This is a genomic window from Streptomyces sp. NPDC048257 (genome assembly GCF_043201855.1).
Classification (GTDB): Bacteria; Actinomycetota; Actinomycetes; order Streptomycetales; family Streptomycetaceae; genus Streptomyces.
This window is the reverse complement of record NZ_JBICZI010000003.1, coordinates 333,561-347,847: the sequence shown is the minus strand read 5'-3', so window position 1 is coordinate 347,847 and position 14,287 is coordinate 333,561. Positions and strand designations below refer to the sequence as shown.

General features: G+C 72.6%; 17 protein-coding genes. 7 read left to right on the top strand and 10 right to left on the bottom strand.

Annotation, left to right across the window (positions count from 1 at the left end):
* Position 1: 1 nt before the first annotated feature.
* On the bottom strand, positions 2 to 247 hold the full coding sequence (locus ACGFZK_RS09215; RefSeq protein ID WP_393848214.1) for a hypothetical protein: 246 nt from the start codon (positions 245 to 247) through the stop codon (positions 2 to 4).
* Between the two features lie 122 nt (positions 248 to 369).
* On the opposite strand from ACGFZK_RS09215, the gene ACGFZK_RS09210 reads away from it, so the two are divergent.
* Positions 370 to 684 (top strand): hypothetical protein, encoded by a 315-nt coding sequence (locus ACGFZK_RS09210; RefSeq protein ID WP_393848213.1) that lies wholly within the window; start codon positions 370 to 372, stop codon positions 682 to 684.
* A 315-nt stretch (positions 685 to 999) separates the two neighbouring features.
* Here the strand turns inward: ACGFZK_RS09210 and ACGFZK_RS09205 are convergent, their stop codons facing one another.
* A complete protein-coding gene (locus ACGFZK_RS09205; protein WP_393848212.1) occupies positions 1,000 to 2,220 on the bottom strand; it encodes an MFS transporter in 1,221 nt (406 codons plus the stop codon).
* A gap of 126 nt (positions 2,221 to 2,346) precedes the next feature.
* Here ACGFZK_RS09205 and ACGFZK_RS09200 point away from each other — a divergent pair, with 126 nt between their 5' ends.
* The gene (locus tag ACGFZK_RS09200) at positions 2,347 to 3,270 is read left to right on the top strand and encodes a LysR family transcriptional regulator (RefSeq protein WP_393848211.1); all 924 of its coding nucleotides are present in this window, start codon (positions 2,347 to 2,349) and stop codon (positions 3,268 to 3,270) included.
* A 33-nt stretch (positions 3,271 to 3,303) separates the two neighbouring features.
* Here the strand turns inward: ACGFZK_RS09200 and ACGFZK_RS09195 are convergent, their stop codons facing one another.
* Entirely contained in the window at positions 3,304 to 5,784 is a 2,481-nt protein-coding gene (locus tag ACGFZK_RS09195; protein ID WP_393848210.1) for a SpoIIE family protein phosphatase, read from the bottom strand.
* Between the two features lie 80 nt (positions 5,785 to 5,864).
* Positions 5,865 to 7,025, bottom strand: a complete 1,161-nt coding sequence (locus ACGFZK_RS09190) for a PP2C family protein-serine/threonine phosphatase (protein ID WP_393848209.1) — start codon at positions 7,023 to 7,025, stop codon at positions 5,865 to 5,867.
* A gap of 181 nt (positions 7,026 to 7,206) precedes the next feature.
* Between ACGFZK_RS09190 and ACGFZK_RS09185 the strand changes: the two genes are divergently transcribed.
* The gene (locus tag ACGFZK_RS09185; RefSeq protein WP_393848208.1) at positions 7,207 to 7,395 is read left to right on the top strand and encodes a DUF6381 family protein; all 189 of its coding nucleotides are present in this window, start codon (positions 7,207 to 7,209) and stop codon (positions 7,393 to 7,395) included.
* Between the two features lie 155 nt (positions 7,396 to 7,550).
* Here the strand turns inward: ACGFZK_RS09185 and ACGFZK_RS09180 are convergent, their stop codons facing one another.
* Both ACGFZK_RS09180 and ACGFZK_RS09175 read right to left on the bottom strand, forming a co-directional pair.
* Positions 7,551 to 8,006, bottom strand: a complete 456-nt coding sequence (locus ACGFZK_RS09180; RefSeq protein WP_393848207.1) for a hypothetical protein — start codon at positions 8,004 to 8,006, stop codon at positions 7,551 to 7,553.
* Between the two features lie 18 nt (positions 8,007 to 8,024).
* A complete protein-coding gene (locus ACGFZK_RS09175; protein WP_393848206.1) occupies positions 8,025 to 8,366 on the bottom strand; it encodes a hypothetical protein in 342 nt (113 codons plus the stop codon).
* A 9-nt stretch (positions 8,367 to 8,375) separates the two neighbouring features.
* Between ACGFZK_RS09175 and ACGFZK_RS09170 the strand changes: the two genes are divergently transcribed.
* Complete coding sequence (locus tag ACGFZK_RS09170) at positions 8,376 to 8,636, top strand: helix-turn-helix transcriptional regulator (protein ID WP_393848205.1); 261 nt, start codon at positions 8,376 to 8,378, stop codon at positions 8,634 to 8,636.
* Between the two features lie 298 nt (positions 8,637 to 8,934).
* Positions 8,935 to 10,707 carry a Stealth CR1 domain-containing protein gene (locus tag ACGFZK_RS09165; RefSeq protein ID WP_393848204.1) on the top strand — a complete coding sequence of 591 codons (1,773 nt, stop codon included), beginning with the start codon at positions 8,935 to 8,937 and terminating at the stop codon, positions 10,705 to 10,707.
* Positions 10,708 to 10,744: 37 nt separating this feature from the next.
* Here the strand turns inward: ACGFZK_RS09165 and ACGFZK_RS09160 are convergent, their stop codons facing one another.
* Positions 10,745 to 11,542 (bottom strand): MBL fold metallo-hydrolase, encoded by a 798-nt coding sequence (locus ACGFZK_RS09160; RefSeq protein ID WP_393848203.1) that lies wholly within the window; start codon positions 11,540 to 11,542, stop codon positions 10,745 to 10,747.
* 79 nt (positions 11,543 to 11,621) lie between these two features.
* Between ACGFZK_RS09160 and ACGFZK_RS09155 the strand changes: the two genes are divergently transcribed.
* On the top strand, positions 11,622 to 12,230 hold the full coding sequence (locus tag ACGFZK_RS09155; protein WP_393848202.1) for an ABATE domain-containing protein: 609 nt from the start codon (positions 11,622 to 11,624) through the stop codon (positions 12,228 to 12,230).
* Between the two features lie 170 nt (positions 12,231 to 12,400).
* Here ACGFZK_RS09155 and ACGFZK_RS09150 read toward each other — a convergent pair whose 3' ends face one another.
* The 3 genes from ACGFZK_RS09150 to ACGFZK_RS09140 all read right to left on the bottom strand — a co-directional run bounded on the left by ACGFZK_RS09150 (position 12,401) and on the right by ACGFZK_RS09140 (position 13,798).
* The gene (locus ACGFZK_RS09150; RefSeq protein WP_393848201.1) at positions 12,401 to 12,622 is read right to left on the bottom strand and encodes a helix-turn-helix domain-containing protein; all 222 of its coding nucleotides are present in this window, start codon (positions 12,620 to 12,622) and stop codon (positions 12,401 to 12,403) included.
* Positions 12,622 to 13,107, bottom strand: a complete 486-nt coding sequence (locus ACGFZK_RS09145) for a DUF2975 domain-containing protein (protein ID WP_393848200.1) — start codon at positions 13,105 to 13,107, stop codon at positions 12,622 to 12,624. Before ACGFZK_RS09145 ends, ACGFZK_RS09150 begins: the two co-directional genes overlap by 1 nt.
* A gap of 88 nt (positions 13,108 to 13,195) precedes the next feature.
* On the bottom strand, positions 13,196 to 13,798 hold the full coding sequence (locus tag ACGFZK_RS09140; protein WP_393848199.1) for a flavodoxin family protein: 603 nt from the start codon (positions 13,796 to 13,798) through the stop codon (positions 13,196 to 13,198).
* Positions 13,799 to 13,913: 115 nt separating this feature from the next.
* Between ACGFZK_RS09140 and ACGFZK_RS09135 the strand changes: the two genes are divergently transcribed.
* A complete protein-coding gene (locus tag ACGFZK_RS09135; RefSeq protein ID WP_393848198.1) occupies positions 13,914 to 14,270 on the top strand; it encodes a MerR family transcriptional regulator in 357 nt (118 codons plus the stop codon).
* The last annotated feature ends 17 nt before the right edge of the window (positions 14,271 to 14,287 follow it).

Below are 14,287 nucleotides of genomic sequence, written 5' to 3'. Positions count from 1 at the left end.
ACTACCGAGGCCAGTCGTTCTCCTCGTCGGGCCGGTCGGCCTTGTCCTGCTTGAGGACACGGGCGGTCCTGGTCCTGCCGTCGTTGGCCCTCCCCACCCGCTCCGCGTCCGCCGGCGCCTGTGCCCCGGTGCCCGTACGGGAGGGGACCCCGGGCGTCCGCCCGTGCTCGTCCGCGGTGCCGCCTTCGTGCTGCATCCGAGGCCGCCGTACCTCCGCCCCGTCCTCGTTCTCGCTCGTGCCATCCATGGGCGCACCTCCTCCGTGTCCTTGTCGTACCCCTACCCGGGCACGCGCGGCTGAGACACCCGCGGGGCGCGCGGGGGCCTTCGCGCGGGCTCCCGCAGGGGGCTCCGCCGTACGCTCGCGGGATGACCGAGAACGAGATCAAGCTGAAGGCCATCGCGGCACTCACGGGTGTGCGGAGCGGTATCGGGACGGACTACCTTTCCTCGCTGCTGGGTGAGGTGACGCCGACGGAGTTCGTCGTGCCGGCCGACGCCGATCCGGCAGAGGTCGGATTCGCCATGCTGGACCAGCTGTCCGGCCCGCTCAGCGCCCTGATCAGCGGCTTCGTGCTGGCCTTCGAGGCGGTCGCGGACGCATTCGACCAGACGGGGGCGGAGACATCCGCGCAGGAGATCCTGCAGGAGCTCGCCCTGCACCTCGCGAGCGAGTCCGACTGACCGTCTGCCGCTCTCCCGGGCCACGGCCGGCCGATGCGACCTGGAGGGTGTCCCCGGGCCGAAGCGGTGACCGGGGTGCCCCATGCCCGCCGCAGGGACAGCGACGGCCGCGTTCGTCGCCACCTCGCCCGGCCGGGCCGCACGGCCACGGCCTCGTCGATGACTTCCTCGACGATCCCGGCGACCGTGCCCCCACGACCCGGTCGGGCGGGGGCACGGTGGTCGTTCGACCCGCGGCCCGTCAGTACCAGCCGATGACGTCGACGCTCAGACCGGGGTTCGGGCCGCTTCCCACGGGCTCGTCCTGGCCGTCGGTCAGTGTTTCGAGGGCGACGGGGCGCGGCGGGGGAGCAGCAGGGGGGTCACCAGGAGGAGCGCGCCGGCCAGGGCGATGGCCGTACGGGGGCCCAGCAGGGTGCCCAGCACGCCCCAGAGGGCCGTCAGGAGTGCGGTCGAGGCCTTGGTCGTCACCGCCCAGGCGGACAGCGTGCGGGTGACCCGGTCCGTCGCGGTGCGCTCGAGGCGGCAGGTGGCGTAGAGGGGATTGAAGACCCCGCAGCAGAAGATGAGCCCGAATTCGACGCCCATCACCAGCAGCAGCCCGCCGGTGCCCGGGCCTAGGAAGGCCAGGCCGACGGGCCAGACCGCGCGCAGGGACCCGGCCGCGACGAGGACCCGGTGCTGCCCGAACCGGGCGGCGAGCGGCCGGGCCAGCCGCGAACCGAGCAGCCCGGCGATCGACGGGGCGGCGAAGGCGAGGCCGTACTGCCACGGTGCGAAGCCGAGTCCGCCGAGCATCAGGACGGCCAGCAGCGGCTGGGTGGCCATCACCAGGCCGTTGAACGAGGCGGTGTTGAAGAACAGCGGGCGCAGCGTCGGGTCGGCGAGGACGAACCGCCAGCCGTCGAGCAGGTCTCCGGCCCGCAGGCGCGGGGCCTCCCGGCGTTCCGGCTGCGGCTCGCGCCCGCCCGTCGCGCGGATGCCCAGCGCCGAGAGCAGGTAGCTGACCGCGTCCACCGCCACGGTCGCCACCGGGCCGAAGATCCCGATCGCCGCGCCGCCCAGCGGCGGTCCGATGATCGTGGTCGTCCAGGCCGTGGACTCGAACCGGGCGTTGGCGACGAGCAGGTCCTCGGCAGGCAGCAGCGTCTTCAGGTACGCGCCCGAGGCCGCGCGGAAGGTGATGTCGGCCGCCGCGACGACGACCGACACCAGCAGGAGCTGAAGGAAGGAGAGCACACCGAGCGCGAACGCGAGCGGAACCGTCAGCAGCGCCGCGCACCGCACCAGGTCCGTCACGATCAGCACCGGCCGCTTGCGCCGGAACTCCACCCACGGGCCGAGCGGCACCGCCACGGCCGCGCCCACCGCCGCCCCGGTGGCGGAGAGCGCGGCGACCTCGGCCGGTCCGGCGTGCAGCACCTGGACGGCGATCAGCGGGAACGCGCCGAAGGCGAGCCACGTTCCGAGCGCACTGGTCCCGTACGCCCCCCAGAGCCATCCGAACCGCCGCCCCAGGCGCTGTCCGCTCCTCATGTCCGATGCCCCTCGCCCGTACAACCGATCCGCGATCAGAAGCATCAAAGCGAGCGCCCGGCCCAGGGATCAAACAACCGCAGAGCCGTCGGCCACAAGCCATGGTTGTGACCGTAGGGTGTCGGCATGGACCTCGACACCGTCCGGACCTTCGTCGCCGCCGCCGACGCGGGGCAGTTCCAGGAGGCCGCCGCCGAGCTGGCGGTCACCCAGCAGGCCGTCTCCAAACGCATCGCCACGCTGGAGCGCAAGCTCGGAGTGCGCCTGTTCAACCGCACTCCGCGCGGCGCCGAGCTCACCATCGACGGCCAGGCCTTCCTGCCCCACGCACGCGAGCTGCTGCGCGTCGCCGAGCGCGCCGTCGCGTCCGTGCACACCGGCCGCCGTCCGCTGCGCGTCGACATCATCGCCTCGCGCGGCGCCGCGTCCGGGCTGATGCGCGGCTTCCACCAGGCGCACCCCGAGGTCGACCTCGACGTGCTGATGCTGTTCGGCATCGAGACGGCCGTCGCCGCCATCCGGTCCGGTGAGATCGACGCGTCCTTCCGCGCCGTCGCGGCGCCCGGCCGGCCCCTTCCCGAGGACATCCGGTCCGTCCGGGTCCTCGACGAGCCGCTCCAGCTCCTCACCGGACCCGGCCACGCGCTGGCGGGCGCCAAATCGGTCACCGTCGCCCAGCTCGCCGGACACCGGATCTGGATGCCCGGCATCGTCCCCGGTACCGAGTGGGCCGCCTACTACGACGACCTCGTCGCCGAGTTCGGCCTCACGATCGAGGCGACCGGCCCCAACTTCGGCTCCGACGCGCTCCTCGACACCGTCGCCGACACCCCTGCCCTGGCCACCTTCATGGGCGAACACACGCGCCTCGTCTGGCCCGCCGACCACGGCCTGCGCCGCATCCCGGTGACCGACCCGACACCCGTCTACCCGCACTCGCTCCTGTGGCACCGGGACAACCCCCACCCGGCCCTGGCCACCCTCCGTGCCCACCTCGCCGCCACGGCGGCCGGCCACGACACCGCCGGCACCTGGACACCGAGCTGGTGAGCCCGGCCGGATCGACGAGACACCGCGTGGGCCTCACCCCGGTGGGTGCCAGGGGATCTCGGCCCACACCTGCTTGCCGCCGCTGAGCGGCACCGAGCCCCACGCCGCCGTCGTCGCCTCGACGATGAGCAGCCCGCGACCGCCGGTCGACTCCCAGCTCACCCACACCGGTTTGACGGGGCTGCGCGGCGACGCGTCGTTCACGGCGATCCGCAGCCGGTCCGCCGACAGGGTCAGGTCCATCCCCACCTCGCCCTGCGTGTGCGCGATGGCATTGGTGACCAGCTCGGACACGACCAGCAGAGCCGCGTCGAGTTCCTCCACCACTCCCCAGGACCGCAGGGTGCGCGCGGTGAAGCGGCGCGCGTGCAGGACCGCGTTGGGCAGCCGCCACACCGTCCAGTGGCTCCGCATCGGCCGGCCCCCCGTGCCGTCGTAGCGCAGCAACAGCAGTGCCACGTCGTCGTCTCGACGGCCCACGCCGACGACCAGCTCGTCGGCGACCCTTCCGGCATCGGCCGGGTCGGCCGCCGCGAGTACGGCGCTCACCCGCCGCATGCCCTCCTCCAGGGGCATCCTGGCGGACTCGACCAGGCCGTCCGTCAGCAGAACGAGCAGGGTGCCGGGGACCAGCCCCGCCTCGGTCATGGGGAATTCGGCCTCCGTGAGCACTCCCAGCGGAGGCCCGCCCTCGACCGCCATCTCCTCGGTGACGCCGTCGGGATACCGCAGTACCGGCGGCAGATGACCGGCCCGTACGACCCTGGCGATGCCCTCCTCCATGTCCAGGTCCACGTACCCGCAGGTGGCGAACAGATCGGTCTCCATGCCGACGAGCAGACGGTTGGCCCGCGAGACCACCACGTCGGGCGGGTGGCCCTCGACCGCGTAGGCCCTGACCGCCGTACGCATCTGGCCCATGATGGTGGCGGCCCCCGCACTGTGTCCCTGTACGTCCCCGATGACGAACGCCACATGACCGTCACGGAGCGGAATGACGTCATACCAGTCGCCGCCGACCTCGAGTCCGGCCGTCGCGGGCAGGTAGCGGGCGACCGCGACCCCGCCCGGCAGCTCCGGGAGCTTGCGGGGCAGCAGACTGCGCTGGAGCATCGTGGAGAGTTCGTGGCCCGCGTCCATCGCATGGGCGCGCACCAGCGCCTGCCCCACCAGCCCCGCGGCCGCGGTCAGCAGCGACCGCTCCTCCGGTCCGAACCGGTGGTCCGTGTCCCACCCGACCAGGCACACCCCGACCATCCGGCCGTCGGCGGGCAGCGGCAGCACCGCGAGGCCACCGGGCCCGACGCCGACAAGGCCGGGCTCGAGAGCCGCGCCCGGCGGCCACAGGCTCATATGCCCCCCGCGCAGCGCGTTCTGCAGGGTGGGCAGGTCGTTGAGCGCCGCGTCGGGCCATTCGGACCGCCACTCCGAGCGCCAGACCTCGGGCCAGGCATCGGGCTCCGGGGGGTCGAGGGCGGTGACGATGAGCCGCTCGGGCTCCAGCTCGCCGACCGCGACCCGGGAGGCGCCGAGCGGCTCGCGCAGGGCGGCGACCACCAGCCGGCTGACCTCTCGGACCGTCGCCGCCCCCGCCAGAGTGGCCGACAGGCGCTGCACGAGGGAGACCTCGTCGGCGCTGGGGCGCAGGTAGGTGGCATCGGCCACCACACCCAGGACGCGCTGCGGCGTGCCGTCGGAGTCCACCTCCACGCGACAGCGCAGCCCGAGCCAGCGCAGCTCGCCGTTCGGGCGGCGGATACGGAACGCCAGCTGCTGTCCGGTGGCGGCCAGCCGGTCCGGCTCCACGATCGCCATCAGGGCGGGCATATCGTCGGGGACGGCGCAGGAGAGCAGGGTCTCCACCTGCCCGTCGAACTGCTCGGGAGGCAGACCCAGCAGTTCGAGCACGTGCGCGTGGGCCTCCATGCGGCCGGTGCTCAGTTCCACGATGAAGGCGCCGCCCTGGTCAGGCACCAGGGACTGCCCGAGATGGGCCTGCGGGGCCTTGCGTCCGGTAAAGCGGGCGGCGACCGATTCGAGTCCGGCGGCCACCTGGTCGGCGTAGAGCTCCAGGAGGCTGCGGTCGTCGGCGCTGAAGCCGTCCCCGGCCTCGCCGGCGACGATCAGGCACCCGAGCTCCTGGTCACCGTGCCCGAGTGGCAGCGCCCCCAGCGAGATCCTGGCCGGCGAGTTGGGGTCACCGTCCCGGACGCGGGTGGGGAAGTGGTGGGGATCGTCCTCGATGAACGTGGCGAGTTCCTTGGGGGTCAGCCACAGCGGGCGGCCGGAGCGCAGGGCGTTGGCGGCGGGCGAATGGCTGGCCACGGCGAGAATCGCGGGCAGTCCGTAGAGGACGCCACGGTTCCCGGTCAGCTCGGCCAGATGGAGCTCCCTGCCCTGGTCGGCGACCACGTAGACAGCGGCGAGCTCAGCCCCGCAGAACGCAAAGCGATGCCTGGTCACCTTCTGTATCACCTCCTTCCGAGGGCATCCTGCCGACCGTCCTCCCTCCATGCTGTCGCGCCCGGGACCGTCCGGGCGAGTCGGAACGCCGAGGCCGCTGCGCGCACCGGGGGTGTCTTGCAAGACACCCCCTAGGTCCGGCCTACGGCCGACCGGTGTTCCTCGTCCTCGCACCGGTCGACGATGATGATCGCCACGTCGTCCGCGAGGCGGCTCTGGGTGTGGCGGAGCAGTGCCTGGTGCAGGCCGTCCAAGAACGCCTCCCGGGTGTGGCCGCACATGGTCACCATGGCCTCGGCCAGGTCGAAGAAGGTGTTGTCCCGGTCGCGGGCCTCGATGACCCCGTCGGTGCACAACAGCAGCCGGTCACCCGGTTCGAACGAATAGGTGTCCGTCCGCCCGGGAGGACCGGTGATGAATTCCTCGAGACCGAGCGGCGGCAGGGAGGTGGTGGGCATGAGGGACAGGACCGCGCCGTTGCGCAGCACCAGGGGCGGCGGATGGCCCCGGTTGATCACCTCCACGTGACGGCCGTCCGGGACCTGGGCCACGAGCGCGGTGACGAACTCCTCGAGGACGGCGTCCTCCCCGTCGGCCACGCCCGAGACGACGGCGTCCCGCCGCAGGGCCGCTCCGCAGTGGTTGATGACCTCCACCAGGTCGTCCTCGTAGTGCACGGACTCCCGGAACGCGCCCAGCACCACCGCGGCGGCCCGTACGGCGGGCAGTCCCTTGCCCCGGACGTCCCCGACGATCATCCGGACCCCGTACCGGGTCTGGACGACGTCGTACAGATCGCCGCCGATCTGCGCGCCGGTCTCGGCCGCCAGGTACATGCTGGCCGCCCGTACGGAGCCCAGCCGGTCCGGCACCGGCCGCAGCAGGACGTCCTGGGCGGCCCTGGCGATCCGGCGGACCTGGTTGAGCTCGCTCTCCCTGCGCGTGCGTGCGGCGCGGCTCGTGATGAAGCTCGCCGCCGAGACCAGGAAGAGGGCGAGGAAGTTCGTGTAGACCTGCTGGCTGCCCCAGGCGTGGTTGTAGCTGGCGGTGGTCACGCTCACACCGACGGCCACCCCCGCGGCGGCGAGCGTGCCGTTGGGACCCATCGTCACGGCCGCCAGAGCGGGCGTCGCCACCAACAGGGGACCCGTGTACACCACGTGCGCGGGCGTGAACTCGACGAGGAGCACCAGCAGGGCGATCGCGAAAGGCACGCACTCGGCGACGACGAAAAGGACCTGGTGGTGGCCGTCGGCTCGCGGTCCAAGGTGCGAGCGCAAGGGCGCTCTCATGAGTACAGCCTGCATCGCCCGGGCCCGTGGCCGCCACTCCGGCTCGAGCCCCCGCTGCGTGGCGCGCCGGCCCCGCGCCGATCCCTCCGGCCACCCCCGGTGCCGTGCGCACCCGTCCGGTGAATGCCCTGCAGATGCCGGGGTAGCCGGATATCCACCAGCCCCGACCGAGGAGGCCGAAGTGAGTATCGAGAACCCGAACGGCAAGCGAGCCCAGGAGATGCGCGACAAGGCCCAGGAGCTGGAGCAGGCCGCCCAGCACGCCACCGATCCCGCCGAACGGCAGCGGCTCACGGAGAAGGCGCTGCACATCCGGGAGAAGAGCGAGCAGATGAACGGCCCCGGCGCCGGGACCATGGACCCCATGTAGGCGCAGGCCATCCAGGTCCCGCCCGCCGTCCGAACGGCGCGCCCCGCGTTTCCTGCCCTGCGCGGGGTGCCCGGGTGGTCAAGGACGTCCGGCCGGCGGCGTCATCGCGGATCGCGGCGACCTGCTGCCCGGCCCAGCAGTACGCCGCCCTCGGGTCAGGCGGTCGGGGTCAGCACCCGCAGGCGGTGGTCCCAGCCGATGTCGCGGCAGTCGCGCACCGCGAGCCCGGCCCGCTCCGCCGGCGCGCTCACGTCCTTCACCGAGCGCAGCCCGGAGCCGAGGGCCGCCGTGAGCCGCAGGTGGTGCAGGACCGCGTCGATATCGTCCGGGTCGGCCGCCTCCACCTGCTCGGCCGGCACCAGAGCGCCCTCGACCAGCACCAGGGCGCCCTCGGCCGACGGCGCGGCCGCGGCCTCGCTCAGGGCCAGCACCGCGTCCTCGTCCGGCAGCCACTCCAGCAGCCGGCACGGCAGCAGCGTCTGCGCGCCCGAGGGCACCGGGTGGGTCTGAGCCACGGGCTCCACCCGGGGCAGCACCTCCGGATCGCCGATCCGGCCGCCCAGGACGCCCAGCACCGACGGCAGGGCGGCGAGCCGTGCGGCGAGCCGCACCCGCAGCCGGGAACCCCCTCACGAGCCCTCGGCCGGGACTACGAGCTCTCCGCCTCGGTGGCCCGGTGGATCCCGGCGGGCATCGCGCACCGGAGCGGACTCCGTCATCGCCGCCGGGGCCTTCGACGCGGAGCTGTTCGAGCTGCCGTACCAGGACGTCACCACGATCAACGTCACCGACGCCCAGCGCAGACTGGTGCTCGGCCGGACGCGCAGCACCTGTGCCCAGGACGACGACCCCGAGACCTTCGCCGCGCTGTCCGCCGGGCACCGCAACTGCCTGCCGCTGCCGCAGTCCACCAGCCACACCGCCGGCGCCGTGGCGCGGGAGCCGGCCCGGACCCCGAGCGACCCGCGCACCGCGACGGAGTGGACCTCTACACGAGCTCGACCAGCCTGCGCCGGGCCTTCCGCGCGGAGACCGGGATGCCCTTCTCCGAAGGGCGCACCCGGCTGCGGCTCAACCACTCGCTGAGCCTGCTGGAACAGGGCCAGCTGGTCAGCACCGCCGCCGCCCGCGTGGGCTTCGTCAGCACCAACGGTTACATCGTGGCCTTCCGCCGCCACTCTGGGCAGACGCCGGGCGCGTACGTGCGGAGCTCGTTGGACCGTGCCGGTCGGGGGCTGTGACCCGGGTGGCAGTCCCCGTTCTGCCGACGCCGGGGCAGGGCCTCGGCGGACGAGCCATCGCCGCGTATGAGAAGTCCCTGTGATTTGGGGCATCAGGACTCCGGACCCTTGCATGAAACGTAAACAATGGGAAACGTATCGCTGAACAAGGCATCCACCATGCTCCTGACCCCGCCCGCTCGTGGTCAGGACACTCAGAGAACCGGCTGCCGCTCATCAGCGCCGCACACCGAGGACGTACATGCAGGGAATACGCCGTCTTCCCCTTCCGGCCGGGCTTCGCAGACTCGCCCGGACAGTGCGTCGCCGCAGCGGCATCCCGCGTCAACCGGGCCCCGCCGGACCCGAGCACACCGGCGACGGGCCTCGGCAGCGCAGCCGGGCCGCCGACCGCGAGGAGGCGCTGCTGGCGACCGTGCCGGGCCTGGTCCGCCACCGCGGTCGTCTCGCCCTGGTACGGGACGACCTGCTCCCCGCCGATGCCCGCAACGCCAACCTCCGTTCCCTCGCCGAGGCCCTCGAAGCCGCTGCCGTCCCCTACGGGCTCGTCCCCGACGGCCGGCTCACCCACCGGGTGGCCATCGCCCCGGGAGACCGGGCCGCCGCGCTGAAGGCCTGCGCCGCGGCGTTCGCAGGACTCCCCGTCTACGCCCGCCTCATCGCCGCCGACGGCGAGGCCGGGGACGTACTGGCAGAGGACCTCCCGGCAGCGGTCGACGCCGCCGAGTCGGTCCTGGCCGACGGCGACCGGCAGGCCGGTGAGTCCCCGAACCGGCCCCGGCGCCCCGCCCGCGTCCGGGCCGTACGCCTCCACCACCCCGTCGTCACCTCCGGCCGGACCCTGGTCTACGGCCCCGAGACCGGCTGTGACCTGGAGTTCTGGGAGGCCCCGGACTCCGGCGAGGGCGCCCTCGCCACGCTGCGCGAGACCCCGTACGGCTGGTGGGTTCCCTCCCTGGCCGCCTCGGCCACCCGCCGGGTCGACGACCGGGACTACCCCGTCGTCGACTGCTTCGCCAACCGCTTCCCGGACGACATCGACTTCCCCGTCGACGCCGTGATCACCTGGGTGGACGCCGCCGACCCCGCCTGGCGCCGTCGCAGGGACCGGGCCGCGGAGGCTGCGGCCGTCGGCACCGGCCGCCGCACGGGGCTCGACCTCGCGGACAACCGGTACCGCGACCGCGGCGAGCTCCGGTACTGTCTGCGCTCCATCGCCGCCCACGCACCCTGGATCCGGCACGTCTTCCTCGTCACCGACGACCAGGCCCCCGACTGGCTCGACACCTGTCATCCCCGCGTCACCGTCGTCGACCACCGCGAGCTCCTGACGGACCCCGACGCTCCCGAGGTGTTCAACTCCCACGCCATCGAGAGCCGGCTGCACCGCATCGAGGGCCTGGCCGAGCACTTCATCTACTTCAACGACGACATCTTCCTCGGCCGCCCCCAGCGCCCGCAGGACTACTTCCTGTCCTCCGGACTGCCCAAGGTGTTTCACGACCGGCGTGCCGTCGACCCCGGCAGCCGGGCCGGCGACGACGTGTTCACCGCCTCGCAGAAGGTCACCCGGCAGGCCGTCGAGGAGGCCGTCGGCCGCACCTATCCGCACATCCTCGCCCACACCCCCTACCCGCTCACCCGCTCCCTCTTCACCCGCGTCGAGGAGCTGCTGCCCGGTCGGCTCGCCGCCACCGCCCGCTCGGTCTTCCGCAGCACCGACGACCTCGCCCCCGTCACCCTCGCCTCCCACCTCGCGCTCGCGGAGGGCCGGGCGGTCGAGGGACGGCTCGCGCACGCCTACGTCAGCACCGCGCGCCACGAGGTGATCGAGACGCTGCCGCCGCTGGCCGCCGAGCGCAGCCACGACGCCTTCTGCCTCGCCGACGACGAGGACGCACCCGCCCGGGCCGGAGCCGGAACGGGGCACGGAGACCAGGTCGGACTGACCGCGACGCAGCAGCACAACATCGTCGCCGCCTTCCTGGAGGCCTACTTCCCGGTGCCCTCCCCGTTCGAGCAGCCGCAGCCACCCCCGCCCGGGGACCAGGCGCCCGGGACAGGTGGCTGACCTGCCCCGGCAGCCAGGGTGGTCCTGGCCGTCAGGCTCAGGCGGGCTGGACCCAGTCCGGGTCCAGGCGGTCGGTCAGTCCGGCGGCGGTGAACGCGGCTTCCAGTTCCTCGTGGCCCTCGGTGAAGTGGGCCCAGCTGTCGCAGTGGACGGGAACGACGCGGCGCGCACCGAGGATCTGGGTGGCCTCGGCGGCCTGGGTGCTGTCCAGGACGATCAGGCCGCCGTCGAAGAGGCCGGGGAATCGGGGGGCGCCGGCGAAGAGGATGGCGGTGTCCACCGGGGCGAAGCGCTCGGCGATGTCCTTGACCGCGTCGAGCGAGGCGTTGTCGCCGCTGACGTACACGGTGGGCAGGCCCTCGCCGGTCAGGACGAAGCCGATGACCTGGCCGAGGATCGGCTCGACCGCCTCGCGCGCCCCGGGTCCGTGAACGGCGGGTACGCCGGTCACGGTCACCGTGCCGCCGCCTCCGGGGCGGTCCAGTTCGATGGATTCCCAGTCGGCCAGGCCCTTGGCCTTCTCGCCGAGGCGCTGTCCGCCACCGGGGGTGGTGAGGGTGAGCGGGACGTCGGCGAGCAGGGCCCTTCCGGAGTTGTCGAGGTTGTCGGGGTGCTCGTCATGGGAGAGCAGGACCACGTCGACGGGGCCGAGGTCGCCGGGGGCGGCGGTGGAGGGGGCGGTCTTGGTCAGGGTCGCACCGGGCGCGGGGTAGTCGCCGGGAGCGTCGAAGGTCGGGTCGGTCAGGAAACGCAGGCCGCCGTACTCGAAGAGGGCGGTCGGGCCGCCGAGAACACGGACGGAGAACTGGACGGTCGATGCAGGCACAGAAGACACGGAGACGACCTCACGGATAGCTTCGAATGAACCGTGAGATGACCGTAGCTGTTTCTCACGGATAGACGCAAGGCGTACCATGAGGAATGTGAAGGAGCCCGTGATGGAAGAACCCGTCCTGCCGCCGGCCCAAGGGGAGGAAGAGCACATCTCGCTCGCCCTCGCCAACAGCGCCATCGCGCGGCCCGGCGGGCACACGGTCGATCTTCTGGGGACCCCTGAGCAGGCGAACCACTGGCTGACGGAACGGGGTCTCGCCCCGGTCGACGCCGGCATGCGGGAGATGTGCACGACGCAGCTGCGCTCCCTGCGCGAACAGATCAGGTCATTGTTCGCGGCCCGCGCCGCGGGCCTCCCAGCCCTCCCCGCGGCCGTCAGGGCCGTCAACGACGCGATGACCCGTGTCCCTACCGCCCCGCTCCTGCAGTGGGACGACAAGAACGGCCCCTACCGCGCCACCACCCACCCCACCACCGCAATCCTCGACCACGCCCTGGCAACCCTCGCCGCCGACGCCGCCGACCTCCTCACCTCCCCGAACGCCGAACGCCTCACCGCATGCGGCTCCACCCCCTGCAACCGCTACCTGCTCCGCCAGGGCCGCCGCCACTGGTGCTCCACCCGCTGCGGCGACCGAGCCCGCGCCGCCCGCGCCTACGCCCGCCGCACCCAGACCGCGACGGAATGACGAACATGCCCCGGCTCGGCTACACCGCCGCTCCCGAACCTGAATGCGTGATGTCGGTCTGACCGGTGGCCGGTCGTCCATGGCAGGCCGGTCCGGCGAGGCATCCGCCGCTGAGGCGGGGCCGGTACCGGAGCTTCTCCGCCGACACCGCCTGTCCGCCTCGGGTCACGTCATCCGGCCGTGGTGTCCTCGGCCTCCCAGCGCAGCAGGTCGCCCGGCTGGCACTCGAGCACCTCGCAGAGCGCGGCGAGGGTCGCGAAGCGCACCGCCTTGGCGCGGCCGTTCTTGAGTACTGCCAGGTTGGCGGGCGTGATCCCCACGCGGTCCGCGAGCTCGCCCACGGACATCTTCCGCCTGGCCAGCATCACGTCGATGTCGACGGCGATCGGCATCAGATGACCTCGTCCAACTCGGCCTGCATCCGCGCGGCTTCGACGTCGCGCGCGACGGCCTGGGCGAGCAGCATCCGCAGCACGAGCACGATGAGCGCGACCCCCAGGATGGCCACGCCGACCCCGCCCATGATGAGGGTGACGCCCGGGTCCTCCCGCTGGCCCGGCGCATTGACCGCCGTGACCGCGAACCACAGGAGGGAAGCGGCCACGATCGCGCCGATCACGACGTCCACGTACCGGAAGGCGGTGTGGGAGAACACGGTCCCGCGTCGCACCATCGTCACCAGCCGCCATACGCAGATCAGGGCGGCCTGGGCCGACATCATGCCCAGGATCGTGATCACGCGCAGCGGGGTCAGCGGGAGTGCCCCGTCCTCCGGGTCGGTGGCCAACGCCCACACCATCGATGCCTGTACGAACACGGTGCCGGCGAGCACCACCGCGAGCACGGCACGCAACGCATGCACTGTCAGCTTGCCCATGACCCATCCTTCCATCGATTGACGATGGGAATCTATCGAGTTTCGATAGGTGAGGCAAGGGTTGATGGCATCGATCGCTCGCCGCTGATCATGCCTTCGGCTGAAGGGGCGTCTCCTCGTGAGGGAACCGGGCGAGGGGGGCGTCCTGCTCGAAGAAGGTCTTGGCGCGGATCGTCGCGCGCTCGTCGTCACGTACCTGTCCCGGCCCGGAACCGTTGCCGAGCAGTACGCCGCCGAACCGCATCCGCATGTACGCCGCGGTGTGGTGCAGGCTGGTCACCAGCCCGTCGGCGCGGACCTCGTCGCGGTCCGCCATGGCCGTCACGCCCCATAGGGTGCGGCCCGTCATCCGCTCCTTGAAGTCCGATCCAGGCGCCGTCAGCCAGCCCGACCAATAGTCGAGGTAGCGCTTGGCGTGCCCGGAGAGCGCGTACCAGTACAGGGGCGAGGCTATGACGACGTCGGTCGCCTCCAGCGTGGCCTGCCGCAGCATTTCCTCGGTCTCTCCGGCCGTCCCGTCCCCGGTGGCGTGCCGCCCGTCCTGGAAGTCGGGCAACGGCAGCCGGGCCAGATCGACCCACCGCTGCCGGACACCGGCGGGCAACTGCTCGGCGGCCGCCCTCGCGAGGAGCTCGGTGTTGCCGTCGGAACGCGAACTGCCGAGGACGAAGAGGAACGAGCGGTCGGTCATGAAGAAGTCACTCCCACGGTGCGCGGTCGGTCGAGCCGGGGGAATGCCCGCTCGTGGCTGTGACGTTAGACGTTGACATCAATGTGAAGGTCAACCGGACGCAGAGGAACGGCACATGCTGATCGGCGAACTGTCCCGGCGCACCGGGGTCAGCTCCCGGCTGCTGCGCTACTACGAGGCGCAGGGGCTGCTCGACGCGGAGCGCGGCCCGAACGGGTACCGCGACTACACCGCGGACTCCGTGGCCGCCGTACGGAAGGTCCGCGCCCTGCTGGCGGCGGGCCTGTCCACCGAGGTGATCCGCTCGGTGCTGCCGTGCGTCCGGGGCGAGGGGGTGCGCGAGGGGGTGCGCTTCGCCTGGTGCGAGGAGATCCGGTCCGTCCTCGACGGGGAGTTGGCGGCCATGGACGCGCGCATCGAGGGCCTGCGGCACAACCGCGACACCCTTGCCTGCTACCTGCACCAGGCCTGAGCCCCGTCCCGGGTTTC

Bases quoted from the DNA above. Each gene is read 5' to 3' on its own strand.
- ACGFZK_RS09215 (WP_393848214.1), bottom strand. From the start codon at position 247: ATGGATGGCACGAGCGAGAACGAGGACGGGGCGGAGGTACGGCGGCCT.
- ACGFZK_RS09210 (WP_393848213.1), top strand. From the start codon at position 370: ATGACCGAGAACGAGATCAAGCTGAAGGCCATCGCGGCACTCACGGGT.
- ACGFZK_RS09205 (WP_393848212.1), bottom strand. From the start codon at position 2,220: ATGAGGAGCGGACAGCGCCTGGGGCGGCGGTTCGGATGGCTCTGGGGG.
- ACGFZK_RS09200 (WP_393848211.1), top strand. From the start codon at position 2,347: ATGGACCTCGACACCGTCCGGACCTTCGTCGCCGCCGCCGACGCGGGG.
- ACGFZK_RS09195 (WP_393848210.1), bottom strand. From the start codon at position 5,784: ATGGAGGGAGGACGGTCGGCAGGATGCCCTCGGAAGGAGGTGATACAG.
- ACGFZK_RS09190 (WP_393848209.1), bottom strand. From the start codon at position 7,025: ATGAGAGCGCCCTTGCGCTCGCACCTTGGACCGCGAGCCGACGGCCAC.
- ACGFZK_RS09155 (WP_393848202.1), top strand. From the start codon at position 11,622: ATGAGGAATGTGAAGGAGCCCGTGATGGAAGAACCCGTCCTGCCGCCG.
- ACGFZK_RS09150 (WP_393848201.1), bottom strand. From the start codon at position 12,622: ATGCCGATCGCCGTCGACATCGACGTGATGCTGGCCAGGCGGAAGATG.
- ACGFZK_RS09145 (WP_393848200.1), bottom strand. From the start codon at position 13,107: ATGGGCAAGCTGACAGTGCATGCGTTGCGTGCCGTGCTCGCGGTGGTG.
- ACGFZK_RS09140 (WP_393848199.1), bottom strand. From the start codon at position 13,798: ATGACCGACCGCTCGTTCCTCTTCGTCCTCGGCAGTTCGCGTTCCGAC.
- ACGFZK_RS09135 (WP_393848198.1), top strand. From the start codon at position 13,914: ATGCTGATCGGCGAACTGTCCCGGCGCACCGGGGTCAGCTCCCGGCTG.